Raw genomic sequence first — 18,849 nt, 5'->3', positions numbered from 1 at the left:
TCGCATCCCGGGTACGGGTTCGTGGCGCCGGTCATAGACAGCGGGCCGGGGTGGGCGAAGGGTGGGGGCGACGGAAGGAGCGCCTCACTGTGGAACGCACCGCTGCGGCCGATACGACGGACTCCAACGCGCCTTCTGGTACGGCGACGTCTGCTGCGGGTTCCGGTACGGCGATGTCTGCGGCGGCTTCTGGTACGGCGGTGTCTGCTGCGGCTTTTGATGCGACGGGGTCCGCTGTGCCTTTGGACGCGGCGACGTCCGCCGCGCCTTCGGACACGGCGGTGTCTGCTGTGGCTTGCGGTACGGCGGTGTCTGCGGCGGCCTTTGATACGGCGACGTCCGCTGCCCCCTCCAGCACGACGACGCCCGCGGCGCTTCCCGGCGGGCGGCGGTTGCTTGACGGGGTCCCGCGGCAACGTGGTCGTGCCGTCGTCGCGCTGCTCGGGCCCTCGCCGCGCTTCCGGCGCCCCTGGCGGCTGCTGCCCACCCCGACCGGAACACCGTTCACCTTCGCCTACGGAGCCGTGCTGGCCGGTACGTCGCTGGTGGCGGCGTATGCCGACCCCGAGTTGGTGCACCGCCTGCTCCAGGGCTCCAGCACCGATGTGGCGCACCTCGTGCGGACGCCCGTGCTGGTGCTGGTGGCCAGCGCGCTGTGGGTCGCGGGCGGGATCGTGTCGCCGTTCGCGATCGGCTTTCTGCTGGTGCTCACCGCGCTGGAACGGCGCATTGGTGGGGTGCGGACGGCCGGTGTGTTTCTGCTGGGGCATGTGCTGGCCACGCTGGCGACCGAGGTGCCGGTGGGACTGGCGGTGCTGGCGGGTCGGCTGCCCGAGAGTTCGCTGCATCGTCTCGACTACGGCGTCAGCTTCGGCGTCGCGGCGGGGTGCGGGGCGCTGGCGGGGCTGCTCGGTCCGTGGGTGCGGTGGCCGGTGCTGGCCGGGCTCGGCGCCGTGCTGTTCGGTGAACTGCTCGCCCTCACGGACCCGTTGACCGACTGGGGCCACCTGGTCGCGCTGGCGGTCGGGATCGCCACCTGGCCGGTGATCCGGCGTCGGGCGCGGGGCGACTCCGGTGCATCCGATGATTCCGAAGTGCCTTCCTCGCACCGCGCGGCCGCCCTACGCTCGTGACGTGGACGTGCCGATGCTGATCCTGCTGGGAGCGGTGGGGGGTGCGCTGCGCGGGGCCCTCGACCTCTACATCCAGTTCGTGAACTGGCGTTCGGCGCGTAGCCGGCACCGGCAGCCGGGGCAGGGACAACCGCCGGAGCAGGACCTGCCCGCTCCCCGGTTTCTGGACTACTTCGACCCCGCCGTCGATCTGACCGCCGCTGTGGTGCACAGCGCGATGGGGGCCGCCCTTGCGGTGCTCTTCGGCATGACCGGGCAGATCAGCGGGCCGTACGCGGCCATCGTGGTGGGTATCTCGGCGCCGGTGATCCTGACGCAGCTCGCGCGGATCCAGTCGGTGAGTGAGGCGGTGGGGCCGGGTCCCGTCGAGTCGTCCGCGCAGCCGGTACCGGCGGTGGCGCCGGTGGAGGGCGGTGAGGACGGTGCCGGTGCCCCGGCCGCGCCCGCCGTCACGGGCGGCGGCGTGTCCGTGCCCGCCCAGCCTTCGCAATACGTCCGGCCCGCCGCCGTCCAGCCGGACGCCGAGGGTGCCGAGCCGCAGCCGAACGGGCGGCCCGCCGATCCGGCGGCCGGAACGGGACGCGGGCCGCTGCGGGGCGGCCGGGGTACGCCGTCGCTGCCGCACGGGCAGGCCGTGAGTGAGGAGGGGACGTCATGACCGACCGGCCCTCCTTCGGACGCCGGGTCGCCGCGTCGCTGTTCGGCGTCGAGCGTGCCGGACGCGCGCCCACGGAGGTCGCGGCGCGGCGTCGTCTGCCGTTCGGCAGGCGGTTGTTGGCCGCGGTGCTTGGGGTGCGGGCGGGGCCGCAGCGGGAGGCCCCGGCTGCGGCGGCGAGCGTGACCGAGCAGGTGGCATCTGCGTCAATTCCTGCGCCTGCGCCTGCGCCTGCGCCTTCGTCTGAGCCTTCGTCTGAGCCTTCGTCTGCGCCTGCGCCTGCGCCTTCGTTTGAGCCTTCGTCTGAGCCGAGACCGGCTCCGGGACCGACACCTGCGCCGTACAGGGCCGTTGCGCACGCCCCGGCGGCGACGAACACCGTGCCGCAGCATCTGCTGAGCGAGGACCGCCAGGAATACGAGCGGCTCCTCGACGAGGCGCTGCGCTCCGCACCCCACCGACCTGATCTGGCCGCTGTGGGACAGCGGCTCAACCCCGAACAACTGCGCGCCATGGCGCTCAACGCCACCGCACTCATCACGGCGGCCGCCGCGAGCCAGTACCAGCACTACGTGCAGGTCCGCGAGGAGCTGCGCCGCCCGGCGCCGCTCGCCGGTGCCGGGGAAGGCGCTCCCGGGACCGACGCTTCGAGCGCCCTCGTCGTCACCGCGGTCCTCGCCCCCGTCGTCGGTGGCACGGCGGCCGCGATCTTCCTGTTCGTCGGGTACCTCCTGACCCTGTTCGATCCCGAGCCGGACTTCGCCCAGACGCTGATCACCACCGGTTGGGTGTTCGGCGCCGTGACCGCCGTCTCGATCCTGGTGGCCGCCGTCGGGCTGCTGGTCACCGCACTGCGCAACCAGTCCTCGTCGGCTGCCGGACGCGACGAACTCAGCGGCGAGGTGGATCGGGCCAGGGACGCCTGGCGCGAGGCCCTGCTGGAGCGCGGCATCCTGCCCTTCCTGCGGGCGGCGCTGGCCGACCCCGGCTCGCCCCCGGGACACGTCACGGCCTCACCGACCAGCCGCATCCCCCACCTCGGCTACTCCCGCCCGGACTTCACCAGCCCCGACTACCCAGGTTCCGGGCGTCAGCCGGGCAGCACCCCGGCCTCCCACGAACAGCAGTCGGACTGAGCCTTCCACCCTCCCTCCCGGTGATCGCTCACAGCGAACGCACCCCGGGGAACAATGCGTCGCGCCCAAGCATTGAGTCGGCATAGCTCAACTTGACTGCCGAAGGGGAGATCATGGCTGCTGAGTCCACGGCGTTCACACCGCTCACCCTGCCCGTGCTGCCGCTCGACGGCGAGGTCGTTCTGCCCGGGATGGTGGTTCCGCTGGATCTGAGCGACGCCGATGTCCGGGCCGCGGTGGAGGCCGCGCAGGCCGCTGCCCGATCCGCGCCGGGAAAGCCCAAGGTGCTGCTGGTGCCCCGCATCGACGGCACCTACGCGAGCACGGGTGTGCTCGGCACCGTCGAGCAGGTCGGACGGCTCGCCGACGGTGACCCGGGTGCCCTGATCCGGGGTCGGGGCCGGGTGCGGATCGGCGCCGGGACCACCGGACCGGGTGCGGCGCTGTGGGTCGAGGGGACCAGGGTCGACGAGAGCGTGCCGGAGCCGTTGCCCGGGCACGTCGCCGAGCTGGTCAAGGAGTACAAGGCGCTCGCCACCGCCTGGCTGAAGAAGCGCGGCGCCTGGCAGGTCGTCGACCGCGTGCAGGCCATCGACGACGTGTCCGCCCTCGCCGACAACTCGGGCTACTCGCCCTTCCTGACCCTGGACCAGAAGATCGAGCTGCTGGAGACCGCCGACCCCGTCGCCCGCCTCAAGCTCGCCACCCAGCAGCTGCGCGACCACCTCGCCGAGCAGGACGTCGCCGAGACCATCGCCAAGGACGTCCAGGAGGGCGTCGACAAGCAGCAGCGGGAGTTCCTGCTGCGGCGGCAGCTGGAGGCCGTACGCAAGGAGCTGCGTGAGCTGAACGGCGAACAGGAGGGCGAGGAGTCGGACGACTACCGCGCCCGGGTCGAGGCCGCCGACCTGCCCGAGAAGGTGCGGGAGGCCGCGCTGAAGGAGGTCGACAAGCTGGAGCGGGCCTCCGACCAGTCGCCCGAGGGCTCCTGGATCCGCACCTGGCTCGACACCGTGCTCGAACTGCCGTGGAACGAGCGGACCGAGGACTCGTACGACATCCAGGGCGCGAAGGCCGTGCTGGACGCCGAGCACGCCGGGCTGGAGGACGTGAAGGAGCGGATCACCGAGTACCTGGCGGTGCGCAAGCGGCGTGCCGAGCGCGGGCTCGGGATCGTCGGTGGGCGGCGTGGCGGAGCCGTGCTCGCCCTCGTCGGGCCGCCCGGTGTCGGCAAGACGTCGCTCGGTGAGTCCGTGGCGCACGCCATGGGGCGCAAGTTCGTACGGGTCGCCCTGGGCGGCGTCCGTGACGAGGCCGAGATCCGCGGCCACCGGCGTACATACGTCGGCGCGCTGCCCGGTCGTGTCGTCCGCGCCATCAAGGAGGCCGGGTCGATGAACCCGGTCGTACTGCTCGACGAGATCGACAAGGTGGGGTCGGACTTCCGGGGCGACCCGGCCGCGGCCCTGCTGGAGGTCCTGGACCCCGCGCAGAACCACACCTTCCGCGACCACTACCTCGAAGTCGAACTCGACCTGTCCGACGTCGTCTTCCTCGCCACCGCCAACGTGCTGGAGGCCATCCCGGAGGCTCTGCTCGACCGTATGGAGCTGGTCCGGCTCGACGGCTACACCGAGGACGAGAAGGTCGTCATCGCCCGCGACCACCTGGTGCCCCGTCAGCTGGAGCGCGCCGGGCTGGACAAGGACGAGGTGACCCTCGACGAGAGCGCGCTGCGCAAGCTGGCCGGCGAGTACACCCGCGAGGCGGGCGTGCGCAACCTGGAGCGGTCCGTCGCCCGGCTGCTGCGCAAGGTGGCCGCCCAGCACGAACTGGGCGAGCGGAAGCTGCCGTTCACCGTCACGGACGCCGACCTGCGCGACCTCATCGGCCGGCCGCACCACGTGCCCGAGTCCGCCCAGGACCCGGCCGAGCGGCGGACGTCGGTGCCGGGTGTCGCGACCGGGCTCGCGGTGACGGGCGCCGGCGGTGACGTCCTCTACGTCGAGGCGTCGCTGTCCGACCCGGAGACGGGCGCGGCGGGGCTGACCCTGACCGGCCAGCTGGGCGACGTGATGAAGGAGAGCGCGCAGATCGCCCTGTCCTTCCTGCGCAGCCACGGCGCCGAGCTGGAGCTGCCGGTCGCCGACCTGAAGGACCGGGGGGTGCACATCCACTTCCCGGCGGGCGCGGTGCCGAAGGACGGCCCGAGCGCGGGCATCACCATGACGACCGCGCTGGCCTCGCTGCTCTCCGGCCGCCTGGTCCGTACGGACGTGGCGATGACCGGTGAGGTCTCGCTGACCGGCCGCGTGCTGCCCATCGGCGGCGTGAAGCAGAAGCTGCTCGCGGCGCACCGGGCGGGCGTCACCACCGTGATCATCCCCAAGCGCAACGAGCCCGACCTGGACGACGTCCCGGCGGAGGTGCTGGACAAGCTCGACGTCCACGCCGTCACCGATGTCCGCCAGGTCCTTCAGCTGGCGCTTTCGCCGGCCACGCACGGCGCGCCGGAGGTTCCGGTCGCGGCGTGACGGACGCGGCCGGACAGCAGAAGGCCCGGGTCCCGTGAGGGAGGCCCGGGCCTTCCTGTCAAGTCCCGAATCCTCGGAACATGACCTATTTGCCGATTTTCGGCCTACTTGAAGTGCAGGCCGCACCGGAAACACCGGACAACGCGAAGGGCCCTCGGAGAGTAGGAGAAACCCGTGATGCGTACGAAGGCAGACAAGCAGGAATTCCGTCCGAAGCGGAAGCGTGGGATCCGTGTCGCGACACTCGTGGCCTCGGGCGCGGTCGCCGCCGGAGGGATGTTCCTCTCGGCGGGCGCGGCCTCGGCGTCCCCGCTGCCTGAATCGCCCGCCGTGAGCACGGTCGTCCAGCAGGGTGACCATGGGCACTCGTTCAAGCCCTACGACAAGCACGACCACCACGGGAAGGGCAAGCACGACCACCACGGCAAGGGCAAGCACGACCATCACGGGAAGGACAAGCACGACCACCACGGGAAGGACAAGCACGACCGCGACTGAGCCGCACCGGCTCGCTGCCCCGCCGTCCCTCGACCGGCGGGGCAGCGCTGTGTCCGTCAGGAGCGCGTGGTCAGGACGCTATGCGCGTAGATAGCGGGTGGGAGGGGGACCGGAGGCTGCCGTTGGTCTATGCCTGCGAAATACTGACGGAGCTGCGGCGATGACGGCCGCCTGGCGACAACTTTCAGGACCGGGAAAATGGATCAGGGTGCTGACGTGCACGAGGGCGGAAACGACGGCAGACATCGCGGCGAAGCGGACGCGTCGCCACATGGTGTGGACCAGGAGTTCCTGGCGCTGGAGCGCGAGCTGACCGTGTTCCTGCGGCGGGCCCGCGCGAACCAGGGCGAGATGGCGCGCGAGGTCCACCCCGACCTGGAGTCGGCGGCGTACGGACTGCTCGTACGCCTGGACGAGTGCGGCCGGCAGCGGGCCACCGAGCTCGCCGCCTACATCGGGGTCGGCAAGGCCACCATGTCCCGTCAGCTGCGCGCCCTGGAGGAGCTGGGCCTGGTGGCCCGCGAGCCCGACCCCGCGGACGGCCGCGCCTGGCTGGTGCACCTGACCGAGGAGGGCCGGACCCGGGTGCAGCGCGTCCGGGAGGCCCGCCGCGCCCGCTACGTCAGCAAGCTCGCCCACTGGGACCGCCGCGAGGTGGCGGAACTCGCCCGGCTGCTGCACCAGTTGAACTCCGGGATGGAGAAATAGCGCAGACGCGTCACAGCTCCGCGTACACGGCCGTCGCGTCGTCGTGGGTCTTGCTGCGGCCCAGATACGTCCGCTCCTCGCGGTCGGCGGTCTCCCGTGCCCGTACCCGGTCGACCAGCGCCGCTACGCCGTTTTTGCGCACGAAGGTGAACAGGTCCGTCCAGTCGCCCTCCCGGAACGTCTCCGTCCACCGGGTCGCGCCGTCCGTCAGCGCGGCCAGGGCCCGCACCTCGCCGCGCGGCAGCACCCCGGTCACCGCCCGCTCGACCACCGAGGGATCCGCGGCCGCCGTGAAGAAGCCGCCCTCCTTGTTGCGGACGGTGGCGTCGACCAGGGCATCGGTGGCCAGGGTCGCCCGGGGCAGCCGGGACAGGCGGTCGTCGAGGTGGGGGGTGACCAGGCCGTCGGGGGACTCCACGAGGAGGGCCGAGTCGGAGAGGACCAGGTACTCGACGGTCTCCCGTGACCAGCGGGCGAGGACCACGGTCGCCTGCGGGGTTCGTGGGTGAGAAAGGTCACAGGTTTGCCGGTGCGCCTCGGCGGTACGCGCGATGGCACGGGCCAGGGCCTCGGACAGGGGAACATCCGGGAGCGAAACGGTCAGTTCGGTCAGGGCTCCGCCCAGGCGGGCGGTGTACCAGTGAACGGAATGCAGACAGCCGGTGCCGTCCCTCGGCGGGGTCACCCCGTCCAGCACCACGAGGGAACCGCCCTGTCCGCAGGCGGGTAGTCCCACACTGGCGAAGTCCTCGTTGGGGCGGGACGGGTCACCCGGCCGGGAAACAAGTTCCGTGCGCATCCGGCCAGTCTGCACGACCCCTTCACAGCGTCCGCAAAAGGGTGGCAACGATCGCCGAATCACCGTACTGCCGCAGGTCAGTCGTCTGATTTGAGGTGGAATGGCGGACTCCGGGAAGGCGTGGCGGCGAATACTGCCAAAGCCCGCCGCCGACGTCCAACCGGCGCACCCTTCCAGGCCGACGCAAGCGCCGGAGGAACTTGCCCGCCAACTCCCCTCCGATGTTCACTCCTTCGGGTGGCGGGTCGGGTGATGTGCAATGACTGACCACCGGCACTGGGAGGGTCGGGGACCGTACGTACCGGGTGGTGGGCACACCAGTTGACGGGGCGTCACCCGGGCCCATGGGTAGACGAGTCAGGAATGCGAGCACCGGTGCAGAAGACGCGGCCTCGGCGCACAGGCAAGCAGACGGCCTCCGAGGGGGGCGCGGAGCGCACCCCTGTCGGCAAGGGCCGCCCGACCCACGTACGCAACCGGCTCATCGTGGCCGTTGCCGTCGTGGCCGCCGCCATCGCCGGTGCGGGCACACCCTCCGTGATCGCCGCCTCCGGGCAGCTCAGCGACAGCCAGGACCTGGTCACGCTGAGCGGGCAGACGCAGGACGCCCTCGCGCTCGCCCACTCCCTGGCGGACGAGCGGGACGAGGTCACCTCCTACATCGCGGCCGGGCGGCCCAAGTCCAAGGCGCCCTCCGAGCAGCGCAGCGCGCGCGTCGACCGGCAGGTCGAGGAGCTGCGCGCGAACACCGACACCCCGGCCGGGCTGCGCTCGGACCTGGACGGCATCGCCACCGTACGAAGGGCGGCGCTCACCGGACAGAGCACCGCTCTGCAGGCGCACGAGGCCTACTCCGACGCCATAGCCGAGCTGCACAGGCTCGCCGAGGACCTCGCCGAACAGCTGCCGCCCCGCGCGGGCTCCGGCGCCTACGCCCTCGCCGAACTCGACACCGCCGTCCAGCAGGCCGCCGCCACCCGGGGCCTGCTCCTCGCCGCCCTCAGCGTGCCCAGCACGACCCAGACGGTCTACGACCCCGTCACCGGTCTGCCCACCGAGACCAGCGTCTCCACCGAGGCCGACAGCAAACAGCGCGCCGCCCTCACCGCCGCCGCCCAGCAGGCCCGGCTGCGGTCCGACTCGGCGCTCGCCGACTTCCACGACACCGCCACCAAGGCCGCCCGCGGCACCTACGACTCCACGGTCACCGGCCCCGAAGTCAACTCCGCCGACAAGTACCTCGCCGCCCTCACCGACCAGCCCACCCTCTCCGACGAGGACCTCGGCACCAGCGCCGACAAGCTGAACGCCGCGCTCACCGCCCGTATCGACCTCATGCGCGGCGCCGAGTCCTCCCTCTACGAGCGCCGCACCACCGCCCTGGAGCAGCTGCGCGACGACGACGTCACCGCGCTGGAGATCCGCATCGCGATCCTCGGCGCCCTGATGCTGCTCGCCGTCGGCGTGGCCACCGGCATGGCCCGCAGCCTCACCCGCCCGCTCGCCGTGCTGCGCCTCGGCTCCGCGCGGCTGGCCGGCGCGGAGGACCCGGCCGCGGAGGAAGCGGTCAAGTTCACCGGCCGCAACGACGAGTTCGCCCAGGTCGTGCGCTCCGTCAACGCCCTGCACGCGCACGCCGTCGCCCTGCACGAGCGGATCACCACCCTGGAGGCCGACCGCAAGCACCTGGTCGGCCAGCGGCAGAAGATGGCCGACGCGCGCGAGGAGCTGCGCACCGAACTCGCCGAGTCCGCCGCGCAGCTGGAGCGGCTGCGCGAGAGCATCGGCGGCACCTTCGTCAACCTCGCGCTGCGCACGCTGGGCCTGGTGGAACGTCAGCTCGGCGTGATCGAGGGTCTGGAGGAGCGCGAGCAGGACCCCGAGCGGCTCTCCACCCTCTTCAAGCTCGACCACTTCGCCACCGTCATGCGTCGGCACAGCGAGAACCTCCTCGTGCTGGCCGGCACCGAGCACGTCCAGCAGCACGCGGGTCCGGTCCCGATGGTCGATGTCGTACGGGCGGCGGTCAGCGAGATCGAGCGGTACGAGCGGGTCCGGATCACCGCGCTGCCGCCGCACGCGCACATCGCCGGTTTCGCCGCGGACGACCTCTCTCATCTCTTGGCCGAACTCCTGGAGAACGCCACCTCGTTCTCCCCGCCCGACGTGCCCGTCGAGGTCTCCGGCTGGCTGCTGGAGAACGGCGAGGTGATGCTCTCCGTCCAGGACGAGGGCATCGGGATGACGAGCGATCGCATGACCCGGCTCAACGCCCGGCTCGCCGACTTCGACCCCGAGTCGCCGTACGACCAGGAGGGCGAGGACGGTCTCGGGCTCGGGCTGTACGTCGTCGCCCGGCTCGCCCACCGGCACAGGGTGCGTGTGCAGCTGCGCGAGCAGAAGCAGGGCGGCATCGCGGCGGTGGTGGTCCTGCCCCAGCCGCTGCTCGCGGAGGCCACGCCGGCCGCCGTCCCGTCCCCCACGCCCGCGTCCCTCTCCGAGGGCCCGTACACCTTCTCCCTGCCCGGCGCCGACGCGGAGGCCAACTCCAACGTCCTGCACGGCCGCTCGGAGAACACCGACCCGCTGGTGGCACTGGCGGAGCGCACGGTACGGGCGAAGCAGGACCCGACGCCCGCTCAGAGCACTCCGGAGTCCCCGGCCGAGACCACGATGGAGCTCCTGCTTCCGGAGCAGCCGACCGAAGACACCGCGAGGGCGAACGAGGACCGCGACGCGCCGACCGAGCGGGGCCCAGAGCCGGAGCGGGGCCACGAGCGGCGGGTCGAGCAGGGCTCGGAGCGGTCGGCCGTACAGGGTCCGGACGGCGAGCGAGCCCAGGAATTGCGGGCCGAGCGCGCCCCGGAGCCGTCGGTCCGGCAGGACCCGGCCGCTGAGCGCGCCTCCGAGTGGTCGGTCCGGCAGGACCCGCTTGCCGAGCGCGCCCCGGAGTGGTCGGGCGAGCAGGACTCCGCCGCTGAGCGCCCCTCCGAGTGGTCGGTCCGGCAGGACCCCGTTGCCGAGCGCGCCCCGGAGTGGTCGGGCGAGCAGGACCCCGCCGCCGAGCGCCCCTCTGAGTGGTCGGGCGAGCAGGACCCGGTTGCCGAGGCCGCCCCGCAGGGCGAGCAGGCCCGGGGCCGGTCCGCCGGCCAGGGCCCGGCCCCGGCCCCGGAGTCGGCCGTGGCCCACGTCCAGTCTCCCGCTCCCACCGCCGCCGATCCCTACGCCATCGGCCCCGACACCCACGAGCGCGCCCCCGACGAGGGGGACGAGCCCGAGCCCGTCACCGACAAGGGGCTGCCCAAGCGCACGCCGAGGATCAACGCGCCCGCGTCGGTGCCCCGGCCGCGCACCGGATCCGTCGACGCCGACGCGCTGCGCCGCCGCCTGGGCGGCTTCCTCCAGGGCGCGGAGGCCGGCCGGCGTGACGTCGAGGCGGAGATCGCCGAGCGCACGGGCCGGACGGCGACACCGTCCACCCCGACACCGGACGCCACGGCCCGCGACGCGTCACCCCACGGCGCCACGGACCGCGACGCAGCGCTGCCCGCCGCAGCCACCCACGCCACAGCCACCCGCGCCGCCGCCGCGGAGACCGACCGAGCGCACGCACATGCCGAAGAATCCACGGGGGGCACCGTCGAGGAGGCAAGCAGTTGACCGCGCCCAGTACCTTCGGACTGAGCAGTGAGGCCCGCAATCTGCACTGGCTGCTGACGAACCTCGTCGAGGAGGTGCCCGGCATCCTCTCCGTCGCGGTGGTCTCCTCCGACGGACTGCTGCTGCTCTCCTCCGACCCGGGGCGGAACGAGGCCGCCCGGGCCGCGAGGGAAGGCCGCCCCACCGGCCCGCGCGGCTCCTCCGCCGACCTCGCCACCATCGTCTCCGGCATCGGCAGCCTCACCATCGGCGCCGCCAAGCTGCTGGACTTCGGCCCGGTGAAGCACACCATGGTCGCGATGGACGAGGGCAGCCTGTTCGTGATGTCGATCAGCGACGGCTCGCTGCTCGGGGTGCACGGCTCCGCGGACTGCGACATGAGTGTGGTGGCGTACCACATGGCACTCTTCGTCGGCCGCGCCGGCCATGTCCTGACCCCCGAACTCCGCAGCGAGCTCCGAAAATCCCTGGAGTCCGAACCGACGGGGAGTGCCCGATGAGCAGTACACCCGGTACGCCGAAGAAGCTCCCGGTGCGCGGCGGCGACCGCAAGCCCGCCCGCGTCCGCCCCTACTCGCTCACCGGCGGCCGTACCCGCTTCGGGCACGTGCTGCTGGTCGAGACGTTCGTGGCGGCGCTGGACGCGCCCGAGGAGCGCAAGGAACTGACGAACGGCCACCTGAAGACCACCGTCATGCCGGAGCTGCGGGCCATCGTCGAACTGTGCCGCCGGATGCGCACGGTGGCCGAGATCGCCGCGCTGCTGAGGATGCCGCTCGGCGTGGTCCGCGTGCTGCTCAGCGATCTCGCGGACCAGGGAAGAATCCGTGTGTACGGAACGGGAACCGGTCACGGCACGGGCCGGCCGGACCGCGCTCTGCTGGAAAGGGTGCTGAGTGGACTCCGTCGTCTCTGACGCCGCTCCCGGCGTCTCCCCGCTCGTCGAACCCGACGAGAACCTGAGGTCCTGGCAGACGGACCGCACCCGTGCCCCCATCGCCACCAAGATCGTGGTGGCGGGCGGCTTCGGCGTCGGCAAGACCACGCTGGTCACCTCCGTATCGGAGATCACGCCGTTGCAGACCGAGGCGCTGATGACCGAGGCGAGCGAGGAGACCGACGACCTCACCGCCACGCCGGGCAAGCTGACCACCACGGTGGCCATGGACTTCGGCCGTATCACGCTCGACGACGACCTGGTGCTCTACCTGTTCGGCACGCCGGGCCAGCAGCGGTTCTGGTTCATGTGGGACGACCTGGTGCGCGGTGCGATCGGCGCGGTCGTGATGGCCGACACCCGCCGCCTGAAGGACTGCTTCCCCGCGCTCGACTACTTCGAGAGCTGCGGACTGCCGTACGTCGTCGCGGTCAACCACTTCGACGGCAGCGAGTTCTTCGAGCCGGAGGATGTGCGGGAGGCATTGACGATCCCGAAGCACATACCTGTAATGATCATGGACGCGCGCCGCCGGATCTCCGTGATCGAGACCCTCCTCGCTCTCGTCGGCCACGCGCTCGACGAAACTCCCGAGTAGACCCGACCTAGGAGTCACCACCCGCATGCGGAAGATACTCGTCGTCGGAGCCGGTCAGTCCGGACTCCAGCTCGCCCTCGGACTCCAGTCGCACGGGTACGAGGTCACCCTGATGTCGAACCGGACGGCGGACGAGATCCGCTCCGGCCGGGTGATGTCGACGCAGTGCATGTTCCACACGGCCCTGCAGCACGAGCGCGACCTGCAGCTGAACTTCTGGGAGTCCCAGGCCCCGAAGATCGAAGGACTCGGCGTCTCGGTCGCGGCGCCCGGCTCCTTCGACCCGGGCCCCTCGCAGCGGGCCATCGACTGGGTGGGCACGCTGGACGGGTACGCCCAGTCGGTGGACCAGCGGGTGAAGATGGCCGGCTGGATGGAGACGTTCGCGCAGCGCGGCGGCCAGCTGGTGATCCACGGCGCGGCGGTCGGGGACCTCGACTACTTCTCCCGTACGTACGACCTGGTGCTCGTCTCGGCGGGCAAGGGTGAGCTGGTGCAGATGTTCGCCCGCGACCCCGAGCGCTCCCCGTACAGCGAGCCGCAGCGCGCCCTCGCCGTGGCCTACGTGCACGGTCTGGGCCCGCGTCCGGAGCACCCGGAGTTCGAGGCGGTGCGCTGCAACCTGGTGCCCGGCGTCGGCGAGCTGTTCGTGATGCCGACCTACACCACCTCGGGCCGCGCCGACATCCTGTTCTGGGAGGGCATACCCGGCGGCCCGCTGGACGTCTTCAACGGCGTCAAGGACCCCGCGGAGCACCTCTCCCTGACCCTGGAACTCATGGAGAAGTTCCTCCCGTGGGAGTACGCGCGGGCCACCAAGGTCGAACTGACCGATGCGAACGGCACCCTCTCCGGCCGGTACGCCCCGACCGTGCGCAACCCCATCGGCCGGCTGCCCGGCGGCGGCCTGGTGCTCGGGGTCGCCGACGTGGTCGTCGCCAACGACCCGATCACCGGCCAGGGCTCCAACTCGGCGTCCAAGTGCGCCGCCTCGTACCTCGCCTCGATCCTGGACCACGGCGACCAGCCGTTCGACGAGGCCTGGATGCAGCAGACGTTCGACCGCTACTGGGCCACCGCCCAGCACGTCACCAAGTGGACCAATGCCATGCTGGCCCCGCCGCCCGAGCACATCCTCAACCTGATCGGCGCCGCCGGCCAGCTCCAGCCGGTCGCCGACCGCTTCGCCAACGGTTTCAACGACCCGGCGGACTTCGAGAACTTCTTCTACGAGCCCGAGAAGACCGAGGCATACCTGGCTTCTCTGACCGAGTCGCGGTAGGGGTGCGGGCTGTTCCGCCGCTGCGGGTCGTCCGGGCGGACGGCTCCCAGGATCGGGTTGTTCGCGAGGGGAGCGACCTCGATCTTCTCGCCGGTGCGGGGGGCGTGGACGACCTTGCCCTCGCCCAGGTACATCGCCACGTGCGTGGCCTCGGGGAAGTAGACCACCAGGTCGCCGGGGCGCAGTTCCTTCAGCGGAATGTGGGGGAGCCGGGCCCACTGCTCCTGGCTGGTGCGGGGGATGGCGGTCCCGGCGTGGGCCCAGGCCCTGGAGGTCAGCCCGGAGCAGTCGTACCTCTTCGGGCCCTCCGCGCCCCACTCGTACGGCTTCCCGAGCTGCCGCATGGCGTAGCGCACGGCCCGGCCGCCGCGTGAGGACGGTTTGGCGTCGTCGCCGAGCGCACCGGAGGACACCAGCTCCTGCTGCGCTTTGGCGATCCCCTTGTCCTCGAACTCGGCGAGCGCGGCAAGCTGCCCGGCGCTGAGCGAGGCGAGCAGCTTCTCCACCTCGTCGAGCCGCTTGCGCACCGCGTCCCGTTCCTTCTTCCGGCGCTCGGCGAGGGCGAGTTGCCGGTCCAGCGCGGCCCGCGCCTTGCGGGCCAGCTCGTCGGCCTTCTTCTCGTGGCCGGCCAGGTCCTTCACCGTCTTGGCCCGCTCCCGCGCCAGCTGCCCGATCACATGGCCCTGTTCCAGCGCGTGCTGCGGATCCCGGGCGAGCAGCAGGCGGAGGTACGGCGAGAGGTCGCTGCGGCCCTGGTACTGCTGCCGGGCCAGCCGGCCTGCCGCGCCCCGGCTGTCGTGCAGGGCGAGCCGGGCCCGGGCCAGCTCCGTGTCCAGCCGCCTGACCTCGGCGCGCTGTTTCTTCAGCCGCTCCTCGGTGGCGTTGTAGCTCTCGGTGGCCTTCTCGGTCTCCCGGTACAGCCGCTGAAGGTCCGTCAGCAGCTGGGCGACCGACCGCTTTTCGGGGCCACCCGGTTCCGGTACGGCCGCCGCGGGCACGGCGGCGAGAACGGCGTGGGCCGCCACGGTCGCCGTACACACCAGGCGCAGTAGCCTTCCTGACACGTCATCACCTCCGGTGCGGGGCAGCGGGTCCGCTCCGCACCGTGAGCATGTGACGTGCTCGCGCGGCCCGCGCGCCGACCGTCCGCGGGATGGCGTAACGAGGTCACCCGTCCGCGTCGTCCGGCTTGCCTCCCGGCGTGGCGTCTGGCCTGCGCCACGGCCACCTGGGCCCGCCGCCCTGGTCGCCCGCGGGGTCGTGGACGTACTTCCAGCGGTGCGTGAACCTGCCCTGGCCGCGGGGCACCCGGCGGTAGATCAGGACCGTCGGCGGGCCGCCGTGCGGGTCCGGGACCGGGATGCGGTACGTCTTCGGCGGGTGCCCGGTGAGCCCGAGCAGCACGGGCAGCACACGCCCGTCCATGGGCCCGCCCTCGAAGGGGGTGTCTTCGCTCTTCACGGCACCAGTCTCAGCCATCCGCCACGGACAGGGCCGCCACCACGGACGCGGTCTGCGGGTCGTGTGCGGCGGTCACCGACAGGACGGCGACGAACTGCTCCACCAGCCAGTCCCGCAGTTCGTCCAGGGGTGGCTGCTTGTCCTCGTCGAGCCAGATGAGGGAGGCCGCCTCGACCGCGGTGATCCACACCCGGACGGTCATGCGCAGCCGGGGGCCCGGGTCGGTGATGTCGAGGTGGCGCAGGATGTGCACGGCCGCGGCCCGTCGTACGCCGTCCACGATGGCGGTCGTACGGGAGGTCTCGACCACGCTGCCGCCCTGGAGCAGGGCGCTGAAGCCGGCGTCGTGCTGGTCGACGAAGGCGAGATAGCGGTCCAGGGCGCGGGACAGCCGGGGCAGGGGCGGGCCCTCGCGCGGCTCGTCGAAGCAGAGCTGAAGTTCCTCGGCGGCGGAGCGGAGGGCGGCCTCGTACAACTGCTGCTTGCCGCCCGGGAAGTAGCGGTACACCAGGGGGCGGGAGACCCCGGCCGCCTCCGCCACGTCGTCGAGGGAGACGTCCTCGGGGGCGCGGTGGGCGAAGAGGGTGAGTGCGGCGTCCAGCAGCTGGCTGCGGCGTTCCTCCACGCTGAGGCGGCGGTAGGCGGGGGTGGGCGCGGCGGGGGTCATATGGGGCAGCGTAGTCGGCCGGGTACAGGTTTCGTTGTGGCTGGTCGCGCCCACGCGGCGGAGCCGCACATGGATACAGCCACGCGCCCCTGGGGGCGTTCCCGCACCCGAACGACGACCCACCCCTACGCCAACAACCCCGAAGACCTCCAAAGCCGCCGCCCCACTCCCCGCAGCACCCCGATGTCGTCCAGGAAGTCCGTCAGCCGCTTCGCACCGGTCTGCATGACCTCCCGCCGATGCCCGCTGGCCTTCACCTGCGCCATCGCCTCCCGCTTGTCCAGCCCCACATTGGTGTAGACCTCGGGATTGACGAACGCGACCGAGAACACCCGGGCGAACTCCCCCGACGTGATCCGCGTGAACTCCTGCGACCACTTCGGCGCCGTGACCATCTGCCGCCGCAGCTCCTCGCGGGCGTACCGCACGTGCCGGGCCTCCTCCACGACGTGGATGCGCGTGACCCCCCGGATCAGCGGCTGCACCCGCTCGTCGGGGAAGGTCAGCCGCTGCATCCAGTCGAGGACCTCCTCACCGAGCAGGGTCGCGGTGAAGGAACCGGGCGTTGTGGAGATCGTCTTGAACAGGCGCCCCAGGTGCTGGTGCACCCGGCTCACCGGGTACCAGGGCGTCTCGCCGCGCGCTATCAGCCGGGCGAACATCTTCGAGTGCCGGCACTCGTCCTCGATCTCGGTCAGCGCGTAGCGCACATGCGCGCTGGTCGCCGCCTTGTCGTAGATGTGCCGGACCAGCAGCTGCATCAGGATGATCTCGAACCAGATGCCCAGTGACGCCAGCGCCGCCGCCTCGTGCTGGGAGAGCAGGATCCGCTGTTCCTCGCTCATCCGCTGCCACATCGGTGTGTCGTACAGCGACACCAGCTCCGGCGGCCAGAACCACTTGCCCTCCTCGAAGGGCGCGTCCCAGTCCAGTTCCTTGTCCGGGTCGAAGGAGTGCTTGGCGGAAGAGTCGAGCAGCCGCTCGGCCACCTGCTCGCGATCCTTGAGCAGGCCGAGCGCGTCGCGCAGCCCTTCCAGGGCTTCGGCTTCGGTGAGCGTCGTCATGCCCTTATGAGACTGCCTGTCAGCAAGCCCGTCAATCCCTTGCGCGCTACTTGTTGACCCCGCGTCTACTACGTGTGAGCCTGCGGACATGTCGACGTTCGACCTGTACGCCATGGACCCCGGGCAGCCCCTCTGGCCGGTGCCCGCGACCGGCGCGGCCCGTTTCAGCTGGGAGTACGACGACGGCCGCGACCGCTTACTGGCCCTCTATCAGAAGGGCAAGGACAAGCAGTGGGACGGCCGGACGCGGATCGACTGGGACCTGGAGGTCGATCCGTACGACCCCCTCGGCACCCCCGACGAGGCGCTCTCCCTGTACGGCACCAGGCACTGGGCGAAGCTCTCCGAGCGGGACAAGGGCGAGCTGCGCCGCCACTACGCCTCCTGGCAGTTCAGCCAGTTCCTGCACGGCGAACAGGGCGCGATGATCTGCGCGGCCCGCATCGTGGAGTCCGTGCCCGACCTGGACGCCAAGTTCTACTCGGCGACGCAGACCATGGACGAGGCCCGGCACGCGGAGATCTACGCCCGTTTCCTGCAGGAGAAGATCGGGATGCTCTACCCGATCAACGACAACCTCCAGTCCCTGCTCGGCGACACCCTGCGCGACAGCCGCTGGGACATGCCCTACCTCGGGATGCAGGTCCTCATCGAGGGCCTCGCGCTCGCCGCCTTCGGCATGATCCGGGACACCACCGACAAGCCGCTGCCGAAGCAGATCCTCGCGTACGTCATGCAGGACGAGGCCCGGCACGTGGCCTTCGGGCGGATGGCGCTGCGCGACTACTACCAGCAGCTCACCGACGCCGAACTGCGTGAACGCGAGGAGTTCGTGATCGAGGGCTGCTATCTGATGCGGGACCGGCTGCGCGGCGTGGAGGTGCTGGAGAACTTCGGCATCCCGCGGGCCGAGGCGGAGCAGTACAGCGAAGGCTCCGAGTTCCTCGCCCTGTTCCGCAAGCTGCTGTTCAGCCGGATCGTGCCGTGCGTGAAGGACATCGGCCTGTGGGGCAAGCGCCTCCAGCAGGCCTATGTCGACATGGGCGTCTTCGAGATGGGTGACTCCAGCCTCGACCTGCTGATGGCCCAGGACGAGGAGATCGCCGAGAAGCTCGACGCGGAGCGGTTCGCGGCCGAGGAGCGGGAGCGGGTGACGGAGGTGGCGGAGGCGATCCGGGCGGGGACCGGCGAGGACTCCTAGACCGTGCAGCCCAGCCCGTCGGGGACCTCACCCGTCACCGGCACCGCGCTCCCCGGCGGGAACTGCGTCCGCAGCGTGAAGGCGTACGGCGTCGGGCCGTTGGTCCGCAGGTGGAGCAGCCGCGCCTCGGCCTCGGCGACCGTCGGGCGGTGCCCGGCCGGGACCCACCACAGCGCGGTGACGGCCTCCTGGAGCCGCTCGAACCACTCCCTCCGGCGAGCCAGCATCTCGCGGTGCCGTCCCTGATACATGTACGCGGTCAGGGCGTTCGCGTCCCGCCACACCGTCATGTTGACGATCAGCCAGTCGTCGCCGAAGAACGGCACGTCGGTGGCGTTGCCGCAGTCGCTCTGCAGCCGCCAGACGAAACCGTCGGCGGCGTCGGCGTCGGCGTTCACGGGGTCGAGGTTGTCGACGAAGTCCTTCAACTGCGGGGAGTCCAACGGGGCCTTGAGGCGTGCGATGTTGACCTGGGCGAGTTCGTACGCGGCGAGTTCCGTCATGACCGAACGGTAG

Annotated in this window: 18 protein-coding genes; 12 read left to right on the top strand and 6 right to left on the bottom strand. The window is 71.5% G+C overall.

Annotated elements, in window-relative coordinates; all coding sequences use genetic code 11:
* The first annotated feature begins 392 nt into the window (after nt 1–392).
* The 6 genes from HJD23_RS13035 to HJD23_RS13010 all read left to right on the top strand — a co-directional run bounded on the left by HJD23_RS13035 (nt 393) and on the right by HJD23_RS13010 (nt 6,664).
* Nucleotides 393–1,133, top strand: coding sequence for a rhomboid-like protein (locus HJD23_RS13035; RefSeq protein WP_332111813.1), 741 nt, complete (start codon nt 393–395; stop codon nt 1,131–1,133).
* Nucleotide 1,134: 1 nt separating this feature from the next.
* Complete coding sequence (locus tag HJD23_RS13030; protein WP_171118326.1) at nt 1,135–1,791, top strand: hypothetical protein; 657 nt, start codon at nt 1,135–1,137, stop codon at nt 1,789–1,791.
* Nucleotides 1,792–2,168: 377 nt separating this feature from the next.
* Nucleotides 2,169–2,924, top strand: coding sequence for a hypothetical protein (locus tag HJD23_RS13025; protein ID WP_171118324.1), 756 nt, complete (start codon nt 2,169–2,171; stop codon nt 2,922–2,924).
* Nucleotides 2,925–3,037: 113 nt separating this feature from the next.
* Entirely contained in the window at nt 3,038–5,458 is a 2,421-nt protein-coding gene (gene lon, locus HJD23_RS13020) for an endopeptidase La (protein WP_171118323.1), read from the top strand.
* Nucleotides 5,459–5,635: 177 nt separating this feature from the next.
* The gene (locus HJD23_RS13015) at nt 5,636–5,956 is read left to right on the top strand and encodes a hypothetical protein (RefSeq protein ID WP_171111924.1); all 321 of its coding nucleotides are present in this window, start codon (nt 5,636–5,638) and stop codon (nt 5,954–5,956) included.
* A 216-nt stretch (nt 5,957–6,172) separates the two neighbouring features.
* Entirely contained in the window at nt 6,173–6,664 is a 492-nt protein-coding gene (locus HJD23_RS13010; RefSeq protein WP_171119244.1) for a MarR family transcriptional regulator, read from the top strand.
* 10 nt (nt 6,665–6,674) lie between these two features.
* Here the strand turns inward: HJD23_RS13010 and HJD23_RS13005 are convergent, their stop codons facing one another.
* Nucleotides 6,675–7,463: a protein phosphatase 2C domain-containing protein gene (locus HJD23_RS13005; protein WP_171118321.1), complete on the bottom strand. Its 789-nt coding sequence runs from the start codon at nt 7,461–7,463 to the stop codon at nt 6,675–6,677.
* 375 nt (nt 7,464–7,838) lie between these two features.
* Between HJD23_RS13005 and HJD23_RS13000 the strand changes: the two genes are divergently transcribed.
* Genes HJD23_RS13000 through HJD23_RS12980 form a run of 5 tightly spaced genes read left to right on the top strand, consistent with a single transcriptional unit; the run spans nt 7,839 to nt 13,940 of the window.
* Nucleotides 7,839–11,123, top strand: a complete 3,285-nt coding sequence (locus HJD23_RS13000) for a nitrate- and nitrite sensing domain-containing protein (protein WP_171118319.1) — start codon at nt 7,839–7,841, stop codon at nt 11,121–11,123.
* Nucleotides 11,120–11,623, top strand: coding sequence for a roadblock/LC7 domain-containing protein (locus HJD23_RS12995; protein WP_171118317.1), 504 nt, complete (start codon nt 11,120–11,122; stop codon nt 11,621–11,623). The genes HJD23_RS13000 and HJD23_RS12995 overlap by 4 nt, the downstream gene beginning before the upstream one ends.
* Nucleotides 11,620–12,039 carry a DUF742 domain-containing protein gene (locus tag HJD23_RS12990; protein ID WP_141315116.1) on the top strand — a complete coding sequence of 140 codons (420 nt, stop codon included), beginning with the start codon at nt 11,620–11,622 and terminating at the stop codon, nt 12,037–12,039. The genes HJD23_RS12995 and HJD23_RS12990 overlap by 4 nt, the downstream gene beginning before the upstream one ends.
* A complete protein-coding gene (locus tag HJD23_RS12985; RefSeq protein ID WP_171118315.1) occupies nt 12,020–12,658 on the top strand; it encodes an ATP/GTP-binding protein in 639 nt (212 codons plus the stop codon). Before HJD23_RS12990 ends, HJD23_RS12985 begins: the two co-directional genes overlap by 20 nt.
* A gap of 25 nt (nt 12,659–12,683) precedes the next feature.
* On the top strand, nt 12,684–13,940 hold the full coding sequence (locus tag HJD23_RS12980; RefSeq protein WP_171118313.1) for a styrene monooxygenase/indole monooxygenase family protein: 1,257 nt from the start codon (nt 12,684–12,686) through the stop codon (nt 13,938–13,940).
* On the opposite strand, the gene HJD23_RS12975 is transcribed toward HJD23_RS12980, so the two are convergent.
* The 4 genes from HJD23_RS12975 to HJD23_RS12960 form a co-directional block, all read right to left on the bottom strand.
* Nucleotides 13,886–15,004, bottom strand: coding sequence for a C40 family peptidase (locus HJD23_RS12975; RefSeq protein ID WP_171118311.1), 1,119 nt, complete (start codon nt 15,002–15,004; stop codon nt 13,886–13,888). The genes HJD23_RS12980 and HJD23_RS12975 overlap by 55 nt on opposite strands.
* Nucleotides 15,005–15,107: 103 nt before the next feature.
* Nucleotides 15,108–15,401 carry a hypothetical protein gene (locus tag HJD23_RS12970; protein WP_171118310.1) on the bottom strand — a complete coding sequence of 98 codons (294 nt, stop codon included), beginning with the start codon at nt 15,399–15,401 and terminating at the stop codon, nt 15,108–15,110.
* A 10-nt stretch (nt 15,402–15,411) separates the two neighbouring features.
* Nucleotides 15,412–16,068 (bottom strand): TetR/AcrR family transcriptional regulator, encoded by a 657-nt coding sequence (locus HJD23_RS12965; protein WP_171118308.1) that lies wholly within the window; start codon nt 16,066–16,068, stop codon nt 15,412–15,414.
* A gap of 125 nt (nt 16,069–16,193) precedes the next feature.
* Nucleotides 16,194–17,132 (bottom strand): diiron oxygenase, encoded by a 939-nt coding sequence (locus HJD23_RS12960; RefSeq protein WP_171118307.1) that lies wholly within the window; start codon nt 17,130–17,132, stop codon nt 16,194–16,196.
* 88 nt (nt 17,133–17,220) lie between these two features.
* On the opposite strand from HJD23_RS12960, the gene HJD23_RS12955 reads away from it, so the two are divergent.
* A complete protein-coding gene (locus HJD23_RS12955) occupies nt 17,221–18,333 on the top strand; it encodes a ferritin-like domain-containing protein (RefSeq protein ID WP_171118305.1) in 1,113 nt (370 codons plus the stop codon).
* On the opposite strand, the gene HJD23_RS12950 is transcribed toward HJD23_RS12955, so the two are convergent.
* Entirely contained in the window at nt 18,330–18,836 is a 507-nt protein-coding gene (locus HJD23_RS12950; protein ID WP_171118303.1) for a DUF3291 domain-containing protein, read from the bottom strand. The two genes, HJD23_RS12955 and HJD23_RS12950, sit on opposite strands and share 4 nt — an antisense overlap.
* Between the last annotated feature and the right edge of the window lie 13 nt (nt 18,837–18,849).

Origin of the sequence: Streptomyces sp. Z423-1, assembly GCF_013009255.1 — a bacterium.
GTDB lineage: Bacteria > Actinomycetota > Actinomycetes > Streptomycetales > Streptomycetaceae > Streptomyces > Streptomyces gossypiisoli.
Note: the sequence above shows the minus strand (reverse complement) of the source record. Positions and strands in the feature narration are given on the sequence as shown.

What these genes read in the sequence shown, in the direction of transcription:
- lon (WP_171118323.1), top strand. Translation starts at nt 3,038, where the DNA reads ATGGCTGCTGAGTCCACGGCGTTCACACCGCTCACCCTGCCCGTGCTG.
- HJD23_RS13015 (WP_171111924.1), top strand. Translation starts at nt 5,636, where the DNA reads ATGCGTACGAAGGCAGACAAGCAGGAATTCCGTCCGAAGCGGAAGCGT.
- HJD23_RS13005 (WP_171118321.1), bottom strand. Translation starts at nt 7,463, where the DNA reads ATGCGCACGGAACTTGTTTCCCGGCCGGGTGACCCGTCCCGCCCCAAC.
- HJD23_RS12990 (WP_141315116.1), top strand. Translation starts at nt 11,620, where the DNA reads ATGAGCAGTACACCCGGTACGCCGAAGAAGCTCCCGGTGCGCGGCGGC.
- HJD23_RS12980 (WP_171118313.1), top strand. Translation starts at nt 12,684, where the DNA reads ATGCGGAAGATACTCGTCGTCGGAGCCGGTCAGTCCGGACTCCAGCTC.
- HJD23_RS12965 (WP_171118308.1), bottom strand. Translation starts at nt 16,068, where the DNA reads ATGACCCCCGCCGCGCCCACCCCCGCCTACCGCCGCCTCAGCGTGGAG.
- HJD23_RS12960 (WP_171118307.1), bottom strand. Translation starts at nt 17,132, where the DNA reads ATGACGACGCTCACCGAAGCCGAAGCCCTGGAAGGGCTGCGCGACGCG.
- HJD23_RS12955 (WP_171118305.1), top strand. Translation starts at nt 17,221, where the DNA reads ATGTCGACGTTCGACCTGTACGCCATGGACCCCGGGCAGCCCCTCTGG.
- HJD23_RS12950 (WP_171118303.1), bottom strand. Translation starts at nt 18,836, where the DNA reads ATGACGGAACTCGCCGCGTACGAACTCGCCCAGGTCAACATCGCACGC.